The following is a 16660-nucleotide window of genomic DNA, read 5'->3' on the forward strand; positions in this document are numbered from 1 at the left end:
ACAGTATTTTCGACATATAGGAATATATGCCTATAAAAAAGAGTTGTTGATGGCATTCACCAAATGGGAAAAATCTGCCTTGGAAAATATTGAAATGCTGGAACAATTAAGGTTACTAGAAAATGGTATTCGTATTAAAATGGTGACTACCCATCATCAGGCTGTAGCCATCGATGTGCCTGAAGATCTTGAACGGGCGCTCATTTATTATGATAAAAATCATTCTTCATGAACGCCTAGGCTATAGGTGCTTTATCACATTAATTTTCTGTATTCAATAAATTTAAAGAATGAACTGCTACCAAACCGGCAGTTTCTGTTCTTAAGCGATGCTTTCCTAAAGAGCAGGGTTTGAAACCACTGTTTATGGCTGAAGTAATTTCTCCGGGACTAAAATCTCCCTCAGGACCGATTAAGACAAGATAAGACTGACCAATAGTGGCTTGTTGCATTAGATGCCGGTCATTGTCCTTGTCGACATAAGCGATAAATCGTTCATGTGCATGAAAAGCAGGATCAGAAATAAATTTCTCGTAGTCAACAATGGGGTTAATTTCTGGCAACCAGGTTTTAAAACTTTGTTTACAAGCTGAAACAAGCTTTTTATGCAGGCGGTCTAATTTTAATCTTGATCTTTCGATGTGAGTGGTCTTTAAAAATGTGATTTCATTGAAACCAACTTCTGTGATTTTTTCAAGCATCCATTCCATACGATCCATGTTTTTGGTTGGAGCAATGGCCAGGTGGATGTGGAATTTCTCCATAGGTGTGAAGAGTTGTTCTACAATCTTCAACCGGCATTTTTTAGGATTATTGTCTTCAATTTGACAAGTAAACAAAGACCCTTTTCCATTTGTAAATAAGACGGTATCCCCAATGTTTTTCCGAAGGACCTTCCCTAAGTGGTTGGATTCCTGCGGGTCCAAAGTAAATACATCCCCGTTAATCTCCTCTTCATAAAAAAGCTGCATGGCATAGTCGTTTATTCCTTCGAATTTATAAAATTAACCTTAAAGGTTAAATAGGATTTGTTTATAATTGTAATGGAAATATTTTAATAGAAATAAAATTAATTTTATAATGGACACCAAATTTGACCTACCCCATAAAATTCTTAAAGCGAATGATTTGTCTTGGCAGCCTTGGCTTGAAGAGACGCTATCAGCATTTAATTGTGTTACAGGTACCTTACATGTATTGAATCAGGATACAGGCTTATTGGAACTTCAAGCGCAAGTGGGTATTCCTGATTTCTTATTGCCAAAAATGAGTACAATTCCGGTTGGAAAAGGAATGGCAGGAATAGCTGCGGAACGAATGGAAGCAGTTCAAATATGTAATCTCCAAACCGATGATTCAGGCGTGGTCAGGCCAGGAGCAAAAGATACAAAAGTAGAAGGAGCCATTACGGCCCCAATGATTGTTGAAGGGAAACTTTTTGGTACTTTAGGCATAGCCAAAAAAGATCCCTATGAATTTAATGATGAGGAAACTGAAGCTCTTATGAGTATCGCCACTGCCATCGCCCAAAAAATAAAATAAGCTTATATCGTTGATCAAGTCATTAAAATCCCCTTCACTTAACGTTCACCCGAAAGATGAATGATTTGCTGAAGGGGATTTTTTTAGCTGCAATTTAGCCCTACTAGACTTTTACGAAGATTTTCAAGCGGTACAATATGTACAGAAATATCCAAACCAAAAGTAATGCACCAAAGGCCTGAAAAACCGGATGCCATTCCTCAGGAAGCGGGGCGTAAAGGCCTGCAAATAATTTTTCACTGGTGAAGCGGAAGTTGATAAAGCTGAAGGCAAAGTAAATGGTCAGCGAATTAAGACCAATCACCTGAAAGAAAAATGCCCATTTTCTAATTTTCCATACGTCTATCACCACATAAAACAATAATAAAGTTAGGAATGCCATTCCACTTGTTAAAAGAATAAAAGAGCTGCTCCAAAGGTGCTTATTTATAGGGAAGTGTAGATCCCAAATCAAACTTAAAATGATGCCGACCACCCCAGCAACAGCCAGTTGTTTGATTTTTTTGGAATCCAACCATGCTTTGGTTAGTATCTCTCCAGCTAAGGTGCCGAAAATTGTTAGGCAGAGTGCTGGTATTTGGGTCAATAGGCCCAATTCATCATAGATTTCTTGCTTTAAAACCCCCGGCATAAATGTGCGATCAAACCATCCTACCAAATTTCCTTCAATGCTTAAATCTCCGGCTCCATAACCTGGAACAGGGATTAGAAATAAAGCTGCATAATATAGCAACAGGGTAGCCAAAGCAATTCCTAATCTTTTATAAAAATCAAAATTTAAATACACCAAGGTGGCCACAAATGTTGCAATTCCTATACGGCCCAAAACACTACCATACCTAATTTGAGAGGGTTCAAAAACAGGAACAGGCGCATTTTTGTATAAAATACCCAATAGAATAAGCACTAACATCCTCGAAAATGTCTTTTTATAAAGGGTTGGTTTGGACATTCCAAGTTTTCTTCCTTTATTTAATGAGAACGTTAACGAAACTCCGGCAATAAATAAGAAAAGTGGGAAGATAAAGTCATAAAATGAGAATCCATTCCAAGCAGGATGATAGAATTGACCGGCCATCCAGTCGATGGCAGGAATTCCGGTTTTACCTTTCAATAATACTAAAAAGGCTCCGGCTCCTGCAATTAATAACATATCAAAACCTCTTAAGGCATCAATGGAGAGAAGTCTTTTAGATGTCAGTTGAGAGGTAGATGAGGGAGCATTTAGCCCTGATTCTTTTTGATTAAAAGGAGTGGTTTCCATGACAAAGACTTTGAGTAAATTGGACGAGTTAATTGAATAACTTAAAGTGCCAATATATTTTAAATTTATGAAATAAAAAAGCTAATTAATTATCATTAGTTATAAATAATTTGGAGAAATTAGCGGTAGATTTGATTTATATATGGTAAAAAAAATGCTTTAGTAAGCAAAAAACTGTATTCAATATTTTCTTATGAATAAAGAAACTTTAGGATAGACTTATGGTTCTTTAGCTGAGCTAGAAAAAATAAAAATAATCAACATCTAGCCTGATATTAATGATGCAATATAAAAAGATAATAAAGAGATTAAAGGTGATCACTTAACCTGAACCCTTAACATTATTTTGCCGAATAGAGGTACCACATAATAAATTAATTTTTAACTATTTGTAAATAACCTAAAAGTGAATTGGGGATAAATGATCAATTCAATATTAATTAAAAAACACCTAATTAAATGAAGATTTATAATCGAAAAAACCCGGCTGAAATGGGTAAATTGGCGGGAGATCATGCTGCTGAAGCCATCATAAAGGCTATTAAGGAGAATGGGCAAGCCAATATTATTTTAGCTACTGGTACTAGCCAATTTGAAACCATTGAAACCATATTGACCTATAAGGAGATTGATTGGAGCAAGGTCACCATGTTTCATTTAGATGAGTATTTGGACTTACCCATCACCCACCCTGCAAGTTTCAGGAAATATTTAAAAGAAAGATTTTTGGATAAAGTTGGTCAATTGAAAGCTTACCATTTGATTGATGGGGAAAAAGATCCCATTGAGGAAACTGGTCGCCTTAATGAGCTTATTAGTAAATCTCCGATAGATGTAGCCATGGTTGGCATAGGAGAAAACGGACACTTGGCTTTTAATGATCCTCCAGCTGATTTTGATATCGAAACGCCATATTTGGTGGTAGACCTTGATGTTGCATGTCGCCAGCAACAATTTGGAGAGGGTTGGTTCCCAACTTTGGAAGATGTACCTACAAAAGCCATTAGTATGTCCATCCAACAGATCATGAAATCTAAAAAAATCATTTGTTCTGTGCCGGATGAGAGAAAAGCCAAAGCAGTAAAAGCTTGTCTTGAAAACGAGGTTAGTCCCGAATATCCCGCAAGTATTTTGCAAAATCATCCTGACTGTGGTATTTACCTGGATGAAGCAGCAGCTTCACTATTGGATGCCTCAGTTATTGTAAATTAATATCTTCAAGTCAGATCGCCACAAGTGGTATTTTACCCGGTTTATTATCTTAAGACCTATTGAAATGACTTGTGGCGATTTACCTTATGGACCTCGTTTTCAGCTATAGCTGCATTTTTAGCTCTTATTTATTAAAATACTCCCAATCTGAATTTTTAAATGCTTTTAGATCTTCAGGACTGTCAATGTCAATATTGCCCGCATCAAATCTAACCAAGGACAATTGCTCTGGATTGTTTAATAGCAGTTTTTTTGCCCCAACTTTATCCGGAATAGAATTTAATTGCTGAAAGACAGATTGATCAAAAATAGCAGGCACTCCCGGTGCGTCTTGATAAAAAGAAGCAACTATTGCTTTGGGATTTTTGGATTTCTTAAGAATTAAACTCTTGATTAACGCTATACTTACGAATGGCTGATCTGATAAAAGCACCAATACCTGTGTTATTTGTGCTTGGCTTACTAGCGTATTTAAGCCTAATTTTATTGAACTCCCCATACCGCTTTCCCATTTATTATTCATCACCTTATTTAATCTGGGATGTGGTCTAAGAGGATAGGTTCCTGCCCCTTCTACAAGCAATACCGGGCCATTAGTTGCCTCCAATGTAATGTTGACAATGTTTTGCAAGAGGCTAGTCCCATTATAGGGAATTAGCTGTTTGGGCTTACCTAACCTGCTGGAATTTCCTGCAGCCAATATGATGGTACCTGTTTTCATGTTTCTTAGCGAGGCAGATCATTTCCTATATAAGCATTTGGGTTGGCCACAGGTATGGTGCTATTCCATTTACCATTGATGGCTTCTATAAAATGGTTGGCTACCACAGCACTTCCACGGGCATTTGGGTGCACACCATCTGTGGAAAAAACACCATAGGGAGGCAAGATAGAATTGGAGATGGCGATATCATTTGCGGTTAGAGCACCTTGTCCGATTCTTTCCAGAAGGTTTTTTGTATCCACCAAAACCAATCGGTTCTCGTTGGCTGAGACTGTAGTGGCAATGATTTGATTGAATGCATTTATTTGGGCCTCCATTTCAGCCTGTTCGGAAGGAAGCATTATGTAGTTGTCGGCAATTGGCACTGTAACCCCGTAAATTAAAGTAGGATCATCGCCAGGGCTTAAACCCAAAATTTGTCCGGTAGTCAAAGCAACCTTGTCATTTACATTGGTTTGCCTAATAGGTGGTAGGCCCATTTCTGAAAGGTCAGTTAAAGTTTTATCATCAATCAAAAATCCGTTTTGTCCGGCAGAGAAATTTATTTTTCGTAAATCTCTTTCAGCATCGCTAATCATTCCGGCTGTAGCCAGGTTGTCTAGACCACTGTTATAATTTGTAAAAACACTATTGGCAAGGCCTGCCAAGAAATTGTCTAAAGGCAATGCATTCCAAGGGACCGTACTAAAATAAGGCAGTTCATTGATGTTTGGTATATTGCCAATGGCTCCTTTTGCTTCTGGGCTTGCTTGCAACATAGTGTTTAAAGCGGTTTGATAGCGAAGGGAGAAATCTTGTTCACTGGTTAATAGTTCAGGAATGGCACCTCCGGTCAGGGCGTAGGGTAAAACATCATTTTTTCCCAACCAAAAAACGAAAAAAGTACCACCATCAGCTAAGGCAGATGCCGCATCTCCTATGGGTGTTGAATTACCTGGGTTACTGGCAAATCGTGCATAATAAGGGTTAAACAAAGGGTTTGAAGATTCCTGAACATTACCGGAAGCAGGAAGTAATGCTTGAGCCAGGGTAAGACCATTTACCCCAAAATTGTTTAAAGCTGTTTTGTCCCCTGAAAATGTGGTGAGGGCATCCCCGGGAACTATCGGGGTGGGCAATATGCTACCGGTATTTTGATTTAGGGTAAGGATTAATCGTCCCAGTGCTCCTCCTGTGGGGCTAAGGATCAAGTCTCCATTTTCTGCGTTGATTTCGGGAACATTGAAATCTCCACCTCCGGTCTCTTTCATTTGAGTGGCCAATATTACAGCATAGGAGTTTTGTTGGGAGCGATTGTACAAGGCTGCATCCATTACGCCGGCGGTAATAGAACTACCGATGGTCACCATTTTGGAGAAATCTGCTTGCCCGGGATCTGGGCTCAATTGACCCGGCTCAGGAAACTCGTATTGGCATGAGAATAACAAACCAATGAACAAATATTTGAAAAGTAAACGATATCGTATCATGATTTTTTTGGTTTAGTTCAACAGTTCATCAAAGGTGATGGATAGGTAGTAAATGGCTCCTGAGGTAGGGCCACCAAAATTCAGATAGTACCGGTTGTTAAGTACATTGGATCCTCCTAATTTTAATATTGATTTTATGCGCTTTACCTTATAAGAAATCTGGGCATCCAAATTGTGTATTTCCGGAACATTTCCTCTGGCAAAACTAGACTCCCACCTAAAGGCGGATTGGTACCTATAGGCCAAGTTGAACCCTAATTTATCTGTTAGTTTTCTATTACCGAAGATGATATTTGTTTTGTGTTTAGGGGTGTTAAACTCCGAAAGGTATCCTGCTTCAAATTCTGTAAGCAATTCATTATAGTTGTAGTTTCCACCTATAGTAAAATTTCTAGGCAAGTTAAAATTGACTCCTAATACCAAACCATGTGCACGTACCTCTCTGTCTATAATATTGGTATAAGTCTGAAAGGTGTTTTCTTGTCCGGGTGTTGTGATAGGAGTGAGCAGACTTGGTGCATTGACAGCATTAATTGCTGCCTCATCAGAATCGGCCTCAGCACCTGGATAAACCGGACCCGGAGCTTTCCTAATGGCGGTTTGGGAGATGAAGTTATTGTATCGGTTGTAATAATATGCAAAATCAATCAATAGCCTATTGTCCATCAGCAATCCCTTATAACCAGCTTCTAATGCTTTTACTTTTTCAGGCCTTAAGGCAGGAAGGGAGGTTACTGGTTCCAACAATCCTGTAGCTGCAGGGCCTATAGGACTGGCACCTTCCGCCACTGCTGCGGTATAATTCAGAACTGAAGCCAAAGAATATCCATTTTCAAAAATCTTATACTTGTCTCTATAGTATGGTAAACCTGCTATTAACCGGGCCGAAACCACGTTTAAATCTATGTGTTGGGCTTGGGTAGTAGGCATCCTAAAACCTGTTTGGTAGGACAACCGAAAATTGTGGTTTTTTTCTGTGAAAACAGTTGATATCCTGGGGCTAAACTGGCCTTTAAAGTTTTCGTTTTTGTCGTACCTCAATGAGCCAATTACCTTTAATTGCTCTTGGAATAGGCGTTTAGTGGCTTGGGCATAACCACCAATTTCTGAGATGGTGATGTCATTGCCCTCTCCATCGGCAAAGATGGTACCGTTAGACCGAAGGTCGTAGATTCTATAGGATGCACCAACCTGAAGGTCCATAAAATCTATTTCATTTTTAAAATCATACTGGCCTTCTGTTAAGTACATTCTTGACCGGTCATAAAATAAAGAGCCTTCCGGAATAAAATCCCCACTAACGCTCTGAGCTGTGCTATTAAACTCAGCACTTCCAGGAAGATACCTTCCATCATCCGCTTGTTGACGGGCAAACTGGTGAGCTGCAGTTTGTTGTTCTATACTCCCTAAACTTCCTGGTGCAACTTGTTGATTGGCAAGTGCTCCTAAATAATTGAGGGTGTATTCTCCAAACCAAGTAGAATTGTCTTTCCAAGTGTCATTGATCAAAATTCCGTTTAAATCTGAAATATAGGATTTCCCTGAATTATCTCTGGTTGTATAACTCCGAATGAAATAATTGTCTCCTTTAAGTTCTAATTTGTGTTGAGTAATAAAGAATTCCTTCAATGAATACCTCTGGGCACCCGTGTAAATTGAAGTACCTGAACCGTAATTTAAAGAGTAGAAAATCTCCGCATTATCTGAGATACGGTAATGTAATGCACCATTGACTTTATAATTGCTTGCTCCATAATCAACCAAATTTCTCTCCGGATAGCCGGTTCTAGAAACCACCTGATCCGGAATGCTACCAATATAAGCACCTAAGCCCAGTTGACTTGCTTGTTGTTGTATGGCAGTTACATTCCTTAAGAGTCCAATATTATTGGATACCTCATCCCCAAAGGTATGTACCAAATTTGCCCCTGGGTTGAAGGGAAGGTCGCCTTGGGATACTGCATTTAAATCTGTGGCATTGGTGCCGTACCAGTCTTCTGCTTGCATAAAAGAAGCGCTGATTTTAAATGCCCATTTGTTATTGAAAGCCTTGGCATACCTTATGGCACCTTCATACATGGGTTTAGGAGATTCTGGTTCGCCTGTGGCGGTGCCTATATGGTTTATTCCTTGCTTGTAATAGGCACTCAAGCCTTGGTATTCAAAAGGGTTTTTGCTATTTACCAAAAGTATGCCGTTGAAAGCATTGGGGCCATATAGGGCAGAAGAAGCACCCGGTATAAACTCGATACTTTCTACATCAAGTTCAGAAGGCCCATTGAGGTTGCCAATAGGGAAATTTAATGAGGGAGCTTGGGTGTCCATGCCATCTGTGAGCTGCACAAACCTAGTGTTTCCTGTAGAGTTGAAGCCTCTGGCATTCAAAATTTGGAAATTAATGGATGAACTGGTGACATCTACCCCCTTTAAGTTTGAAATGGCCTTATAATAAGAGTCTCCTGGAGCCTCCCTGATGTCTAAAATATCCATTTTTTCTATGGAAACCGGTGATTGGAGGATGCTTTCTTCTACTCTAGAAGCAGAAACAACCACTTCTTGCCCCAAAAAGGTTTGTTCTGAAAGGGCCACCTCCAAAGGAGGAGGGTTGCTTGAAGTAATATTTATTTCTTGACTGGCAAAGCCCACCATGGAAAAAATTAAAGTAATTGGGGGAGGAGAGCTTACTGTTATCGAGAATTTGCCATTTACATCAGTTATAGTTCCGGAGACTTTACCTTTCACAAGTATATTTACCCCTATTAAGGTTTCACCGTTATCTTGGTCTTTGACTGTACCACTTATTGTAGTATTCTCTTGAGCATAAGATAAGCTTATTGAAAAAACCAATAGCCCGATCAATAGGGAGTAATAACGGAAACCCTTTCGTTGTTGGTTAGTATTCATGGCACAATGGGTTTAGGTGTTAAATGAAAGTGATTATATACTATTCTCGTTCAACTTCAGTATCTCTTAATAAGGCATTTCCGTATTAAGTAATAGAAATGTGATGTTGTCCAATCAAATGTTTCTATTAATTTACGATAATATTTGTAAAATAATAGGCTGTTTCAATTACTATTCTAATAGTTATTTGTTTCGATTTTGCTTCTTTAAAATATTTGCCCCTTAATTTCTAATTGATTTTTTGAATAAAAGGTAATGGCGGAAAATATAGCCGGGTATTCAATCAGTTTTAACTCGGATATCGCAATAGGATTTCTAGTGTTTGGGGGAAGTGATGCAATCACAAGGAAACTAAGCATATTCGTGATTTTAGCAAAACATCTCTATGGAGAAATTGAAAAGTGCAATGAAGTGGCTGATTTTGGAGCGATTTTAGCGCCTAATAGAAGCTCTATTGTATCCTCTCGGGTTAAAAGTATTTGGTGCCGGATATTGGGAGAAAAAAATAGGATAAACCCAAGGGCTTATCCTATTACATGTGTGCACTATTTAAGCTAGTAAATTATTTTTGTTTAGCGTTTTCCTCGTTTACATGTTTTACCAAACGATCACAAAGGGCTTTAATTTCTTCTGCATAATATTCGTCTCCAGTACTGTTGAGTATATTTTGCCCCATACCTCCCAAAATATCGATGTAGAATCTCTTCATTTCAGCGACAGACATATCTTCCGTCCAAAGGTCAATTCTTAAAGTACTTTGATTAAGTGTATCCCAAACGTTCAAGCTTATGCTCCTTGTTGATTCTTGCCCTTCACTTTCCTTGTCTGTAGCATCCCATTCTATACTCTTCGGTAAATTTTTATCATCTAGAGTAACGGTAAACTTAATTTCAGATTTTTTCATTTTTTATTATTCTATTTATGCCTGCAAAATTAAGAAAGAAATCGCAAAGGGACTTCACTATTCTGCGTCAAACAATTCCATTTCTTTAATTTCTCCTTTTACAACGAGTCTTCCTTCGGTTTTTGCTTTTATTTCTTCAATGCTCACACCCGGAGCTCTTTCACAAAGTTTAAAACCTCCCTCTGGTAATACAGTAAATACGCCCAGATCAGTGAATATCTTTTGTACACATTTTATTCCTGTTATTGGCATCTTGCAGTGCTTCAGGAGTTTTGAGGAGCCATCCTTGTGGCAATGGTGCATGGCTATATAAAGTTTGGCCTCTGAAGCTACCAAATCCAAGGCTCCCCCCACACCTTTGATAAGGCCGGATGAAATTTTCCAGTGGCTGATGTCACCATTTTCTGAAACTTCTAAAGCCCCCAAAATGGATAGGTCTATATGCCCGCCCCTTATCATGGCAAATGCTTCTGCAGAATCAAAAAGAGAGGAGCCTTTGACCATTGATATGGTTTCCTTACTTGCGTTGATTAGATCGGGATCCATATGGTCCTCTTCGGGGTATGGACCTATGCCTAATAATCCATTTTCTGATTGGAATACCACTTGTAACTGTTCAGGAAGATAGTTGGCAATCAAAGAAGGAATCCCTATTCCAAGGTAGATATATTGACCGTCTTTGATCTCACTGGCGATTCTCTGAGCGATTTGTTTTTTGCTTAGCATGCGGAGTAAAGATTATTTACAAACGGTTTTAATTTCAATTCTTTTTTCATAACCATCCCCTTGAAATATTCGCTGAACATATATTCCTGGTGTATGAATTTGATTGGGATCCAACTCACCTGCCGGAACCAGTTCCTCAACCTCTGCAATGGTAATTTTACCGGCAGTAGCCATAAGGGGGTTAAAATTACGGGCAGTGCCTTTGTAAATAAGGTTTCCTGCAGTATCCCCTTTCCAAGCTTTGATCAATGAAAAATCTGCTTTAATCCAGCGCTCCAGTAAAAACAAACGACCATCAAACTCCCTGACCTCTTTTCCATCTGCCACATGCGTGCCAATGCCGGCAGGGGTATAAAATGCGGGTATTCCTGCTCCTCCGGCTCTTATTCGTTCGGCGAGTGTCCCTTGAGGAATCAATTCTAACTCCAAAGACCCTGTTGTAAATTGTTTTTCAAATTCCAGGTTTTCTCCCACATAGCTGGATATTAATTTTCGCAACATGCGTTGTTTGATAAGAAGGCCTACGCCAAAGTCATCTACACCTGCATTATTGGAAATACAGGTTAGCCCTTTTAAATTTGTTTGTAGAAGTGCATTGATACAGGCTTCTGGGATCCCACAAAGACCAAAGCCTCCTACTAGTAAAACAGCACCATTTTCTATATCAGAAACTGCTTCAACACCGTTTTTAACAGTTTTATTTATCATTAGTACTTTTATTTTTCGTCGAAAAAAAATCCACCACTTTTTCCTGGTCTGTTTTCAATTGCTTGGTTAAGGCTGCCAGGCTTTCAAATTTTTTTTCGGGTCTTAAAAATTCTAACAATTCTAGGTTTATTATTTTACCGTAAATGTCTTGGTTAAAATCCAAAATATTTACTTCTATATTCTTGTGTTCACCGGATACTGTGGGTCGCATGCCTATATTCAGCATACCATTATAAAGATTCTTATCGATATTTACCTTAACGAGGTAAGCCCCATCCATTGGTACCAGTTTATTGGGTTCATTAAGTTGGATATTTGCCGTGGGAAAACCTATTGTTCTGCCAATTTTATCTCCTTCGATTACTTTGCCTTGGAGGTTGTAGGGTCTACCTAAAAATTCATTTGCTTTGACGATGTTCCCTGTTTTTAAAGCTTTTCTGATTTTAGTGCTACTGATCCCGATATTATCAATATCCTCCCTAGGGATTTCTTCCAGGTCAAAATTATACCGTTCTTGTTCTGCATGTAGGTGTGCAAAACTGCCTTCTCTTCCCTTTCCGAACCTATGGTCATAGCCAATGACTAGTTTTTTTGTTTTTATTCTTTTGACCAAAATATTTTCAATAAAATCCTTAGATTCCATCATCGAAAATTCCTTGGTAAAAGGAATACTGATAAGGTGATCTACACCAAATTTTTCCAATAGTGCCGCCTTTTCATCAAAACTATACAGTAATTTAATCCCATGGGATTCAGGAAAAAGCACCATCCTGGGGTGTGGCCAAAAAGATACCAAAACGGTTTCTCCATGAATGGACTTCGCAATATTGTTGATTCTTTTGAGAATTTTTTGATGGCCCAAATGAACCCCATCAAAAGAACCAATGGTAACTACTGGCCGCTGAATGTCAGGAAAATCATCAAGAGATTTATAGATTTTCATTTTGCTCTTTTTTGATTTTATCTATCAATTGCTCTAGTTGCCAAGCGTTTTCAAGTTTAAATTCACCAATGGCATCTCGCCTAAGTGCCGACATGTAAGCACCTACTTCCAATTTGTCACCCAAATCCCTAGCCAGGCTTCTAATATAAGTGCCTTTGGAGCAAACAATTCTGAAATGAATTTCCGGTAGTGCGATGCTTGTTATTTCAAAAGCTTCTACGGTTACAGGTCTGGGGCCAAGCACTACCGTGATTCCCTTCCTTGCTGATTCATACACCCGTTTACCATCTTTTTTGATGGCGGAATGATTGGGAGGGATTTGCATAATATCTCCTGTAAGCTCTGCTACGGCCTCTTCAATATCTTCCCTCGTTAAATGAGAAGGGTCTGCTACTGTTATGACCTCTTGTTCTAAATCAAACGAGTCAGTAGTTTTACCCAAAACAAATGTGCCGGTATATTCCTTCTTTTGGGCTTGATATTTTTCGATATTTTTGGTTTCCTTTCCAGCACAAACGATCAATAGTCCGGTGGCCAAAGGGTCAAGTGTGCCTGCATGGCCAACTTTTTTTACTTTGAGGGTATTTCTAAGCTTCTTTACAACATCAAATGAAGTCCATTGATAGGGCTTATTGATAAGAAATACTTCTCCGTATGGTTTTTGCTGTTTGTCCATCAATAATATGTTCCGGCTACAATGGCCAGTATTCCTACAATCACACAATAAATTGAAAAGTACCTCAATTTACTTTTTCTTACCAACTGGATCATCCAGGTACAAGCAGCCAGTCCTGCAACAAAAGCGGCTAAAAAGGCAATAATCATACTTCCAAATTGATCACTTTGGTAAGTCAAATCCCCAGATAAGACATCTTTGCCTATTTTTCCTAAGATAAGTGGTACCACCATCAAAAAGGAAAACCTAGCGGCTCTGTTTTTGTCTATACCCAACAAGACTGAGGTAGAAATGGTAGCACCTGAACGAGAAATTCCCGGAAGCATGGCAATAGCTTGGGCAATACCAATGATGACAGCATTAAAGAAGGAAACCGGTTTGCCTGTGTTTTTGGCTTTGTCTGCAAGGTATAATAGGAGTGCAGTGACCAGTAGCATAAAACCTACAAATACCACTTTTCCTCCGAAAAATTGTTCCAATTGCTCTTCAAAAAGCAATCCAACCGCCACAGCAGGAATCATTGAAACAATAACTTTCAGTGAAAACATTGTTTCTTCATTGTTTTTAAATTGGAATAGACCGGCCAATAATTTGGCGACATCCTTTCTAAATACTACAATGGTACTTAATGCAGTTGCAAAATGAACAACTACCGTAAAAAGTAAACTTTCTTCAGGTAAGGAATTGCTACCAAGAAGAGCTCCGGCGATTTCCAAATGGCCACTGGAAGATACAGGTAAAAATTCAGTTAAGCCTTGAACAATCCCCAAGATAATTGCTTCAAAAATGGTCATTTTATTTATTTGGTTTTATAAAAAATAGCGTAAAATTCAAAAAGAAAACCTGACAATACAACAATAGGCCCCAGCGTCAAACCCATAAATCCAAACCCATGAGTGGTTTTGTCCAATCCTATAATGGCAAAGCCAATAGTGATAATGGCTATCCCAATAAGCATGAGTTGATAATTTTTTTTCGAAAAAGGCAATGGATTATTTTTCATAATGTTTAGTACAATTCGTCCAGTGACATGTTAAGGTATTTGTTGATAGATCTGTAGGTGCTGATCCAAGACATCAGTGCCCCCAATAAAATTAAGCTTCCAAATAATATGGCAAGCAATTCAATATCATAAAGTAATTGTAAGCCTTCGACAAAGTTTTTGCCATATTCCAAAAGGCTGAATATAATTGTAGAGGAAAATACCCCTCCTAAAGCTCCATATAAAAAAGCACGCCATAAAAAAGGCCTTCTTATAAAGCCCTTGGTAGCCCCTACCAATTGCATGCTACGGATCAAAAACCGTTGTGAGAATAAAGCTAGTTTAATCGTATTACTAATTAAAATAACCACGGTTACCAGCAAAATTAAGATTAATGCACCCATTACTATCCCCACTTTGAGCAGGTTTTCGTTGATTGAAGAAACAACATCTTGCATATAAGTCACTTCAAAGACACCGGGGGTAGCCTCAATTTCTGCAACGATCTGCTGGATTTTTTCAGCTGTTTGAGACTCTTCATTAATAGAAAATGTAAAAGAATCTCTTAGGGGGTTGTCGTCCAAAAACTGGTTGAAGTCTTCCCCAACCTCTTCGAGAAAAACTTCTGCTGCTTCATCTTTACTGGTGAAGCGCAATACAGGACCAGCCTCTTTCTTTAAGACATAGGGCTTTTTTCCCATTTGCTCGATGAGTTTATCAATAGAGGCCTGTGGTAGATCTTTGTTAAGAAATACCTGCACCTCAATGTTTTCACGGATGATGGAAGTGAGCTTTTTTGCCTGAATGGCAATGACCCCAAATATACCCATCATCAACAACGAAAGGGTGATACTGAATAATACACTGGCAAATTTATAACTTCCCAGCCTCGTCTTTTTTCTCTTTAATTTGGCCATCACATAATTATGTGTTTGTCAAAATTAATCAGGTATATTTACTTAACCAACCTTATTATTTAATTTGATTGGAATAACCCTTTCAGGGGTGGTCACCATCGCACATTCAGCAGAATTTAAATCCATACAATAGAGGCCGGTAAATTGACCAAAAGCCGGCAATATCAAGGAGTTGTTTTTGAAATAAAAAGCCGGTAATCTGAATTTTTGTTTACTGTTTTTCTTTATCACAATTCCCGGATGAATGTGCCCACAAATATTCAATTTACTTTTCGGCAACCCCTCCTGAGGTTCGTGACTTAACACCAAATTACCAAGTAGTAAATGACCCTTATGGATTTTTAAAGCACTACTTTCATATAGGCTATCCGGCAATATGTCATGATTCCCCATTACCAAATGAAAATTTATTTCAGGAAATAATTCAATAAATTCAAGTAAAGTAAACCAGCTTTCGTTGCTTTCACTATGGAATAAATCACCAAGAAAGAAAACTTTGGAAGCTCCAGTTTTACTCAAAAGCGAGCTAATTCTATGGAAATCATCTAAATGAATACTTTCAGGAACAGGAATTCCGGCTTTTCTAAAATGAGCGGCTTTCCCAAAATGCGTATCGGCCAATAAAAGTGCATTCTCCTTCTCTAACCAAATGGCTTTTTCCTTCATTAAATGAAGGCTGACCAACTCATGTTGCCAAATATATCTTCCGTCCAATTCTGCTGTCAAGGGATTAAAAATCTTGGGCACAAAGATAGTTTTTTCTATTGATGATTGGTATCAATAATAAGAATTGTAGGACAATTAAAGCCAGCGGACATATTAAGCATTCATATAGATTCTTAAACCTAAAAACTTTGGTTTTGTGGTTTTTGCTCAAAACAATAAAATAAATTCCAAGGGAATAGCGTTTTACTTACTAGAAGTTCGGATGTCATTTCTGGCATAAAATCACCTCCCTGTTTAAATATTAAAGTGGCTTATTTTAAATGCTCCTTGAACCCGGATGATGAAATAGGAGCCTATTGACATTTCGGGTTGATAATTGTTGCTAGCATTTATGGAATAACTATTGTCTTTCCATTACTGGAAAATTCTCTCTTAACGAAAACCAGCTGTTATGAATAAAAGAAAATTTAGTTTCATACAAAGCAAAGCCTCTCTTTTCATTTTGCTTCTACTCATTGGTTTAAGTACTAATAATCTGACAGCCCAACAAGCAGAGATTAGTGGGGGACTGACCAAAAAGATTTTATTGGGTGACCATTCAGGGATTACTAACCCTTCCTTAGGGTATGCATTTGGGTTTAATCACCATGTAAATGATTACAGACTCGCACATTCGTTTAGTTATGGGTTTAATTTTGAGGTTTTTAAGGTTTACAGGGTCAATAGCGAAGAAATTCCCGGTAATCCTTATCAGCAAGTTTTGTCACCAAAAGCGTTGTTTCGCTATGATTACTTTGTCAATGACCATATTTCGCTATTTTCAGGAGGTGAAGTGGGATTTCAGTTTATCAATCTAAAATCTGATCAGGAGGTTGTGATATCTACCGAAAGTTCCACCAACCTATATACCAAAGCCGTTCTCTCTCCCCAAATTGGGGTGAATTTTGAGATCAACCCTTACCTGACCATTTACTACCAATTTGCATATGACTTAGGATATTATATTGGGGGTCGGCCCAATTG

At 38.4% G+C, this 16660-nt stretch carries 18 protein-coding genes and 1 pseudogene; 5 read left to right on the forward strand and 14 right to left on the reverse strand.

Annotation, left to right across the window (positions count from 1 at the left end; all coding sequences use genetic code 11):
• Positions 1-232: pseudogene (locus tag AAC037_RS04735) on the forward strand (3-deoxy-manno-octulosonate cytidylyltransferase); the annotation flags it as partial.
• A gap of 28 nt (positions 233-260) precedes the next feature.
• Here AAC037_RS04735 and AAC037_RS04740 read toward each other — a convergent pair.
• Positions 261-971 (reverse strand): 16S rRNA (uracil(1498)-N(3))-methyltransferase, encoded by a 711-nt coding sequence (locus AAC037_RS04740; RefSeq protein WP_339901900.1) that lies wholly within the window; start codon positions 969-971, stop codon positions 261-263.
• Positions 972-1080: 109 nt separating this feature from the next.
• On the opposite strand from AAC037_RS04740, the gene AAC037_RS04745 reads away from it, so the two are divergent.
• The gene (locus tag AAC037_RS04745) at positions 1081-1542 is read left to right on the forward strand and encodes a GAF domain-containing protein (RefSeq protein WP_339901901.1); all 462 of its coding nucleotides are present in this window, start codon (positions 1081-1083) and stop codon (positions 1540-1542) included.
• Positions 1543-1645: 103 nt separating this feature from the next.
• Here AAC037_RS04745 and AAC037_RS04750 read toward each other — a convergent pair whose 3' ends face one another.
• Positions 1646-2806, reverse strand: a complete 1161-nt coding sequence (locus AAC037_RS04750; RefSeq protein WP_339901902.1) for a DUF5009 domain-containing protein — start codon at positions 2804-2806, stop codon at positions 1646-1648.
• Positions 2807-3265: 459 nt separating this feature from the next.
• Here AAC037_RS04750 and AAC037_RS04755 point away from each other — a divergent pair, with 459 nt between their 5' ends.
• Positions 3266-4018 (forward strand): glucosamine-6-phosphate deaminase, encoded by a 753-nt coding sequence (locus tag AAC037_RS04755; protein WP_339901903.1) that lies wholly within the window; start codon positions 3266-3268, stop codon positions 4016-4018.
• Between the two features lie 124 nt (positions 4019-4142).
• Here AAC037_RS04755 and AAC037_RS04760 read toward each other — a convergent pair whose 3' ends face one another.
• Genes AAC037_RS04760 through AAC037_RS04770 form a run of 3 tightly spaced genes read right to left on the reverse strand, consistent with a single transcriptional unit; the run spans position 4143 to position 9115 of the window.
• Positions 4143-4739 carry a nucleotidyltransferase family protein gene (locus AAC037_RS04760; protein ID WP_339901904.1) on the reverse strand — a complete coding sequence of 199 codons (597 nt, stop codon included), beginning with the start codon at positions 4737-4739 and terminating at the stop codon, positions 4143-4145.
• Positions 4740-4744: 5 nt separating this feature from the next.
• Positions 4745-6211: a hypothetical protein gene (locus AAC037_RS04765; RefSeq protein WP_339901905.1), complete on the reverse strand. Its 1467-nt coding sequence runs from the start codon at positions 6209-6211 to the stop codon at positions 4745-4747.
• A 12-nt stretch (positions 6212-6223) separates the two neighbouring features.
• Positions 6224-9115, reverse strand: a complete 2892-nt coding sequence (locus AAC037_RS04770; protein ID WP_339901906.1) for a carboxypeptidase-like regulatory domain-containing protein — start codon at positions 9113-9115, stop codon at positions 6224-6226.
• A gap of 255 nt (positions 9116-9370) precedes the next feature.
• Here AAC037_RS04770 and AAC037_RS04775 point away from each other — a divergent pair, with 255 nt between their 5' ends.
• Entirely contained in the window at positions 9371-9673 is a 303-nt protein-coding gene (locus AAC037_RS04775; protein WP_339901907.1) for a hypothetical protein, read from the forward strand.
• 4 nt (positions 9674-9677) lie between these two features.
• On the opposite strand, the gene gldC is transcribed toward AAC037_RS04775, so the two are convergent.
• The 9 genes from gldC to pdeM are packed head-to-tail and all read right to left on the reverse strand — an operon-like array spanning position 9678 to position 15718.
• Entirely contained in the window at positions 9678-10019 is a 342-nt protein-coding gene (gene gldC / locus AAC037_RS04780; protein ID WP_339901908.1) for a gliding motility protein GldC, read from the reverse strand.
• A 57-nt stretch (positions 10020-10076) separates the two neighbouring features.
• Entirely contained in the window at positions 10077-10745 is a 669-nt protein-coding gene (locus AAC037_RS04785) for a 3-oxoacid CoA-transferase subunit B (RefSeq protein WP_339901909.1), read from the reverse strand.
• A 12-nt stretch (positions 10746-10757) separates the two neighbouring features.
• A complete protein-coding gene (locus tag AAC037_RS04790) occupies positions 10758-11453 on the reverse strand; it encodes a CoA transferase subunit A (protein ID WP_339901910.1) in 696 nt (231 codons plus the stop codon).
• Positions 11443-12396: a bifunctional riboflavin kinase/FAD synthetase gene (locus AAC037_RS04795; protein ID WP_339901911.1), complete on the reverse strand. Its 954-nt coding sequence runs from the start codon at positions 12394-12396 to the stop codon at positions 11443-11445. Before AAC037_RS04795 ends, AAC037_RS04790 begins: the two co-directional genes overlap by 11 nt.
• The gene (gene truB, locus AAC037_RS04800; RefSeq protein ID WP_339901912.1) at positions 12383-13072 is read right to left on the reverse strand and encodes a tRNA pseudouridine(55) synthase TruB; all 690 of its coding nucleotides are present in this window, start codon (positions 13070-13072) and stop codon (positions 12383-12385) included. The genes AAC037_RS04795 and truB overlap by 14 nt, the downstream gene beginning before the upstream one ends.
• Positions 13072-13866: an undecaprenyl-diphosphate phosphatase gene (locus AAC037_RS04805; RefSeq protein WP_339901913.1), complete on the reverse strand. Its 795-nt coding sequence runs from the start codon at positions 13864-13866 to the stop codon at positions 13072-13074. Before AAC037_RS04805 ends, truB begins: the two co-directional genes overlap by 1 nt.
• Before the next feature lie 5 nt (positions 13867-13871).
• Positions 13872-14075, reverse strand: coding sequence for a DUF3098 domain-containing protein (locus AAC037_RS04810; protein WP_041934845.1), 204 nt, complete (start codon positions 14073-14075; stop codon positions 13872-13874).
• A gap of 5 nt (positions 14076-14080) precedes the next feature.
• Positions 14081-14971: a permease-like cell division protein FtsX gene (locus AAC037_RS04815; RefSeq protein ID WP_339901916.1), complete on the reverse strand. Its 891-nt coding sequence runs from the start codon at positions 14969-14971 to the stop codon at positions 14081-14083.
• A 42-nt stretch (positions 14972-15013) separates the two neighbouring features.
• Positions 15014-15718 carry a ligase-associated DNA damage response endonuclease PdeM gene (gene pdeM, locus AAC037_RS04820; protein WP_339901914.1) on the reverse strand — a complete coding sequence of 235 codons (705 nt, stop codon included), beginning with the start codon at positions 15716-15718 and terminating at the stop codon, positions 15014-15016.
• Between the two features lie 370 nt (positions 15719-16088).
• Here pdeM and AAC037_RS04825 point away from each other — a divergent pair.
• Positions 16089-16660 (forward strand): hypothetical protein (locus AAC037_RS04825; protein ID WP_339901915.1); only part of this gene is annotated, 572 nt, incomplete at its 3' end.

This window comes from uncultured Cyclobacterium sp. (genome assembly GCF_963976465.1).
GTDB lineage: Bacteria > Bacteroidota > Bacteroidia > Cytophagales > Cyclobacteriaceae > Cyclobacterium.

Bases quoted from the DNA above. Each gene is read 5' to 3' on its own strand.
- gldC (WP_339901908.1), bottom strand. From the start codon at position 10,019: ATGAAAAAATCTGAAATTAAGTTTACCGTTACTCTAGATGATAAAAAT.
- AAC037_RS04740 (WP_339901900.1), bottom strand. From the start codon at position 971: ATGCAGCTTTTTTATGAAGAGGAGATTAACGGGGATGTATTTACTTTG.
- AAC037_RS04810 (WP_041934845.1), bottom strand. From the start codon at position 14,075: ATGAAAAATAATCCATTGCCTTTTTCGAAAAAAAATTATCAACTCATG.
- AAC037_RS04750 (WP_339901902.1), bottom strand. From the start codon at position 2,806: ATGGAAACCACTCCTTTTAATCAAAAAGAATCAGGGCTAAATGCTCCC.
- AAC037_RS04745 (WP_339901901.1), top strand. From the start codon at position 1,081: ATGGACACCAAATTTGACCTACCCCATAAAATTCTTAAAGCGAATGAT.
- AAC037_RS04815 (WP_339901916.1), bottom strand. From the start codon at position 14,971: ATGGCCAAATTAAAGAGAAAAAAGACGAGGCTGGGAAGTTATAAATTT.
- AAC037_RS04785 (WP_339901909.1), bottom strand. From the start codon at position 10,745: ATGCTAAGCAAAAAACAAATCGCTCAGAGAATCGCCAGTGAGATCAAA.
- AAC037_RS04805 (WP_339901913.1), bottom strand. From the start codon at position 13,866: ATGACCATTTTTGAAGCAATTATCTTGGGGATTGTTCAAGGCTTAACT.
- AAC037_RS04765 (WP_339901905.1), bottom strand. From the start codon at position 6,211: ATGATACGATATCGTTTACTTTTCAAATATTTGTTCATTGGTTTGTTA.
- AAC037_RS04755 (WP_339901903.1), top strand. From the start codon at position 3,266: ATGAAGATTTATAATCGAAAAAACCCGGCTGAAATGGGTAAATTGGCG.
- AAC037_RS04790 (WP_339901910.1), bottom strand. From the start codon at position 11,453: ATGATAAATAAAACTGTTAAAAACGGTGTTGAAGCAGTTTCTGATATA.
- AAC037_RS04775 (WP_339901907.1), top strand. From the start codon at position 9,371: ATGGCGGAAAATATAGCCGGGTATTCAATCAGTTTTAACTCGGATATC.
- AAC037_RS04770 (WP_339901906.1), bottom strand. From the start codon at position 9,115: ATGAATACTAACCAACAACGAAAGGGTTTCCGTTATTACTCCCTATTG.
- truB (WP_339901912.1), bottom strand. From the start codon at position 13,072: ATGGACAAACAGCAAAAACCATACGGAGAAGTATTTCTTATCAATAAG.
- AAC037_RS04795 (WP_339901911.1), bottom strand. From the start codon at position 12,396: ATGAAAATCTATAAATCTCTTGATGATTTTCCTGACATTCAGCGGCCA.
- AAC037_RS04760 (WP_339901904.1), bottom strand. From the start codon at position 4,739: ATGAAAACAGGTACCATCATATTGGCTGCAGGAAATTCCAGCAGGTTA.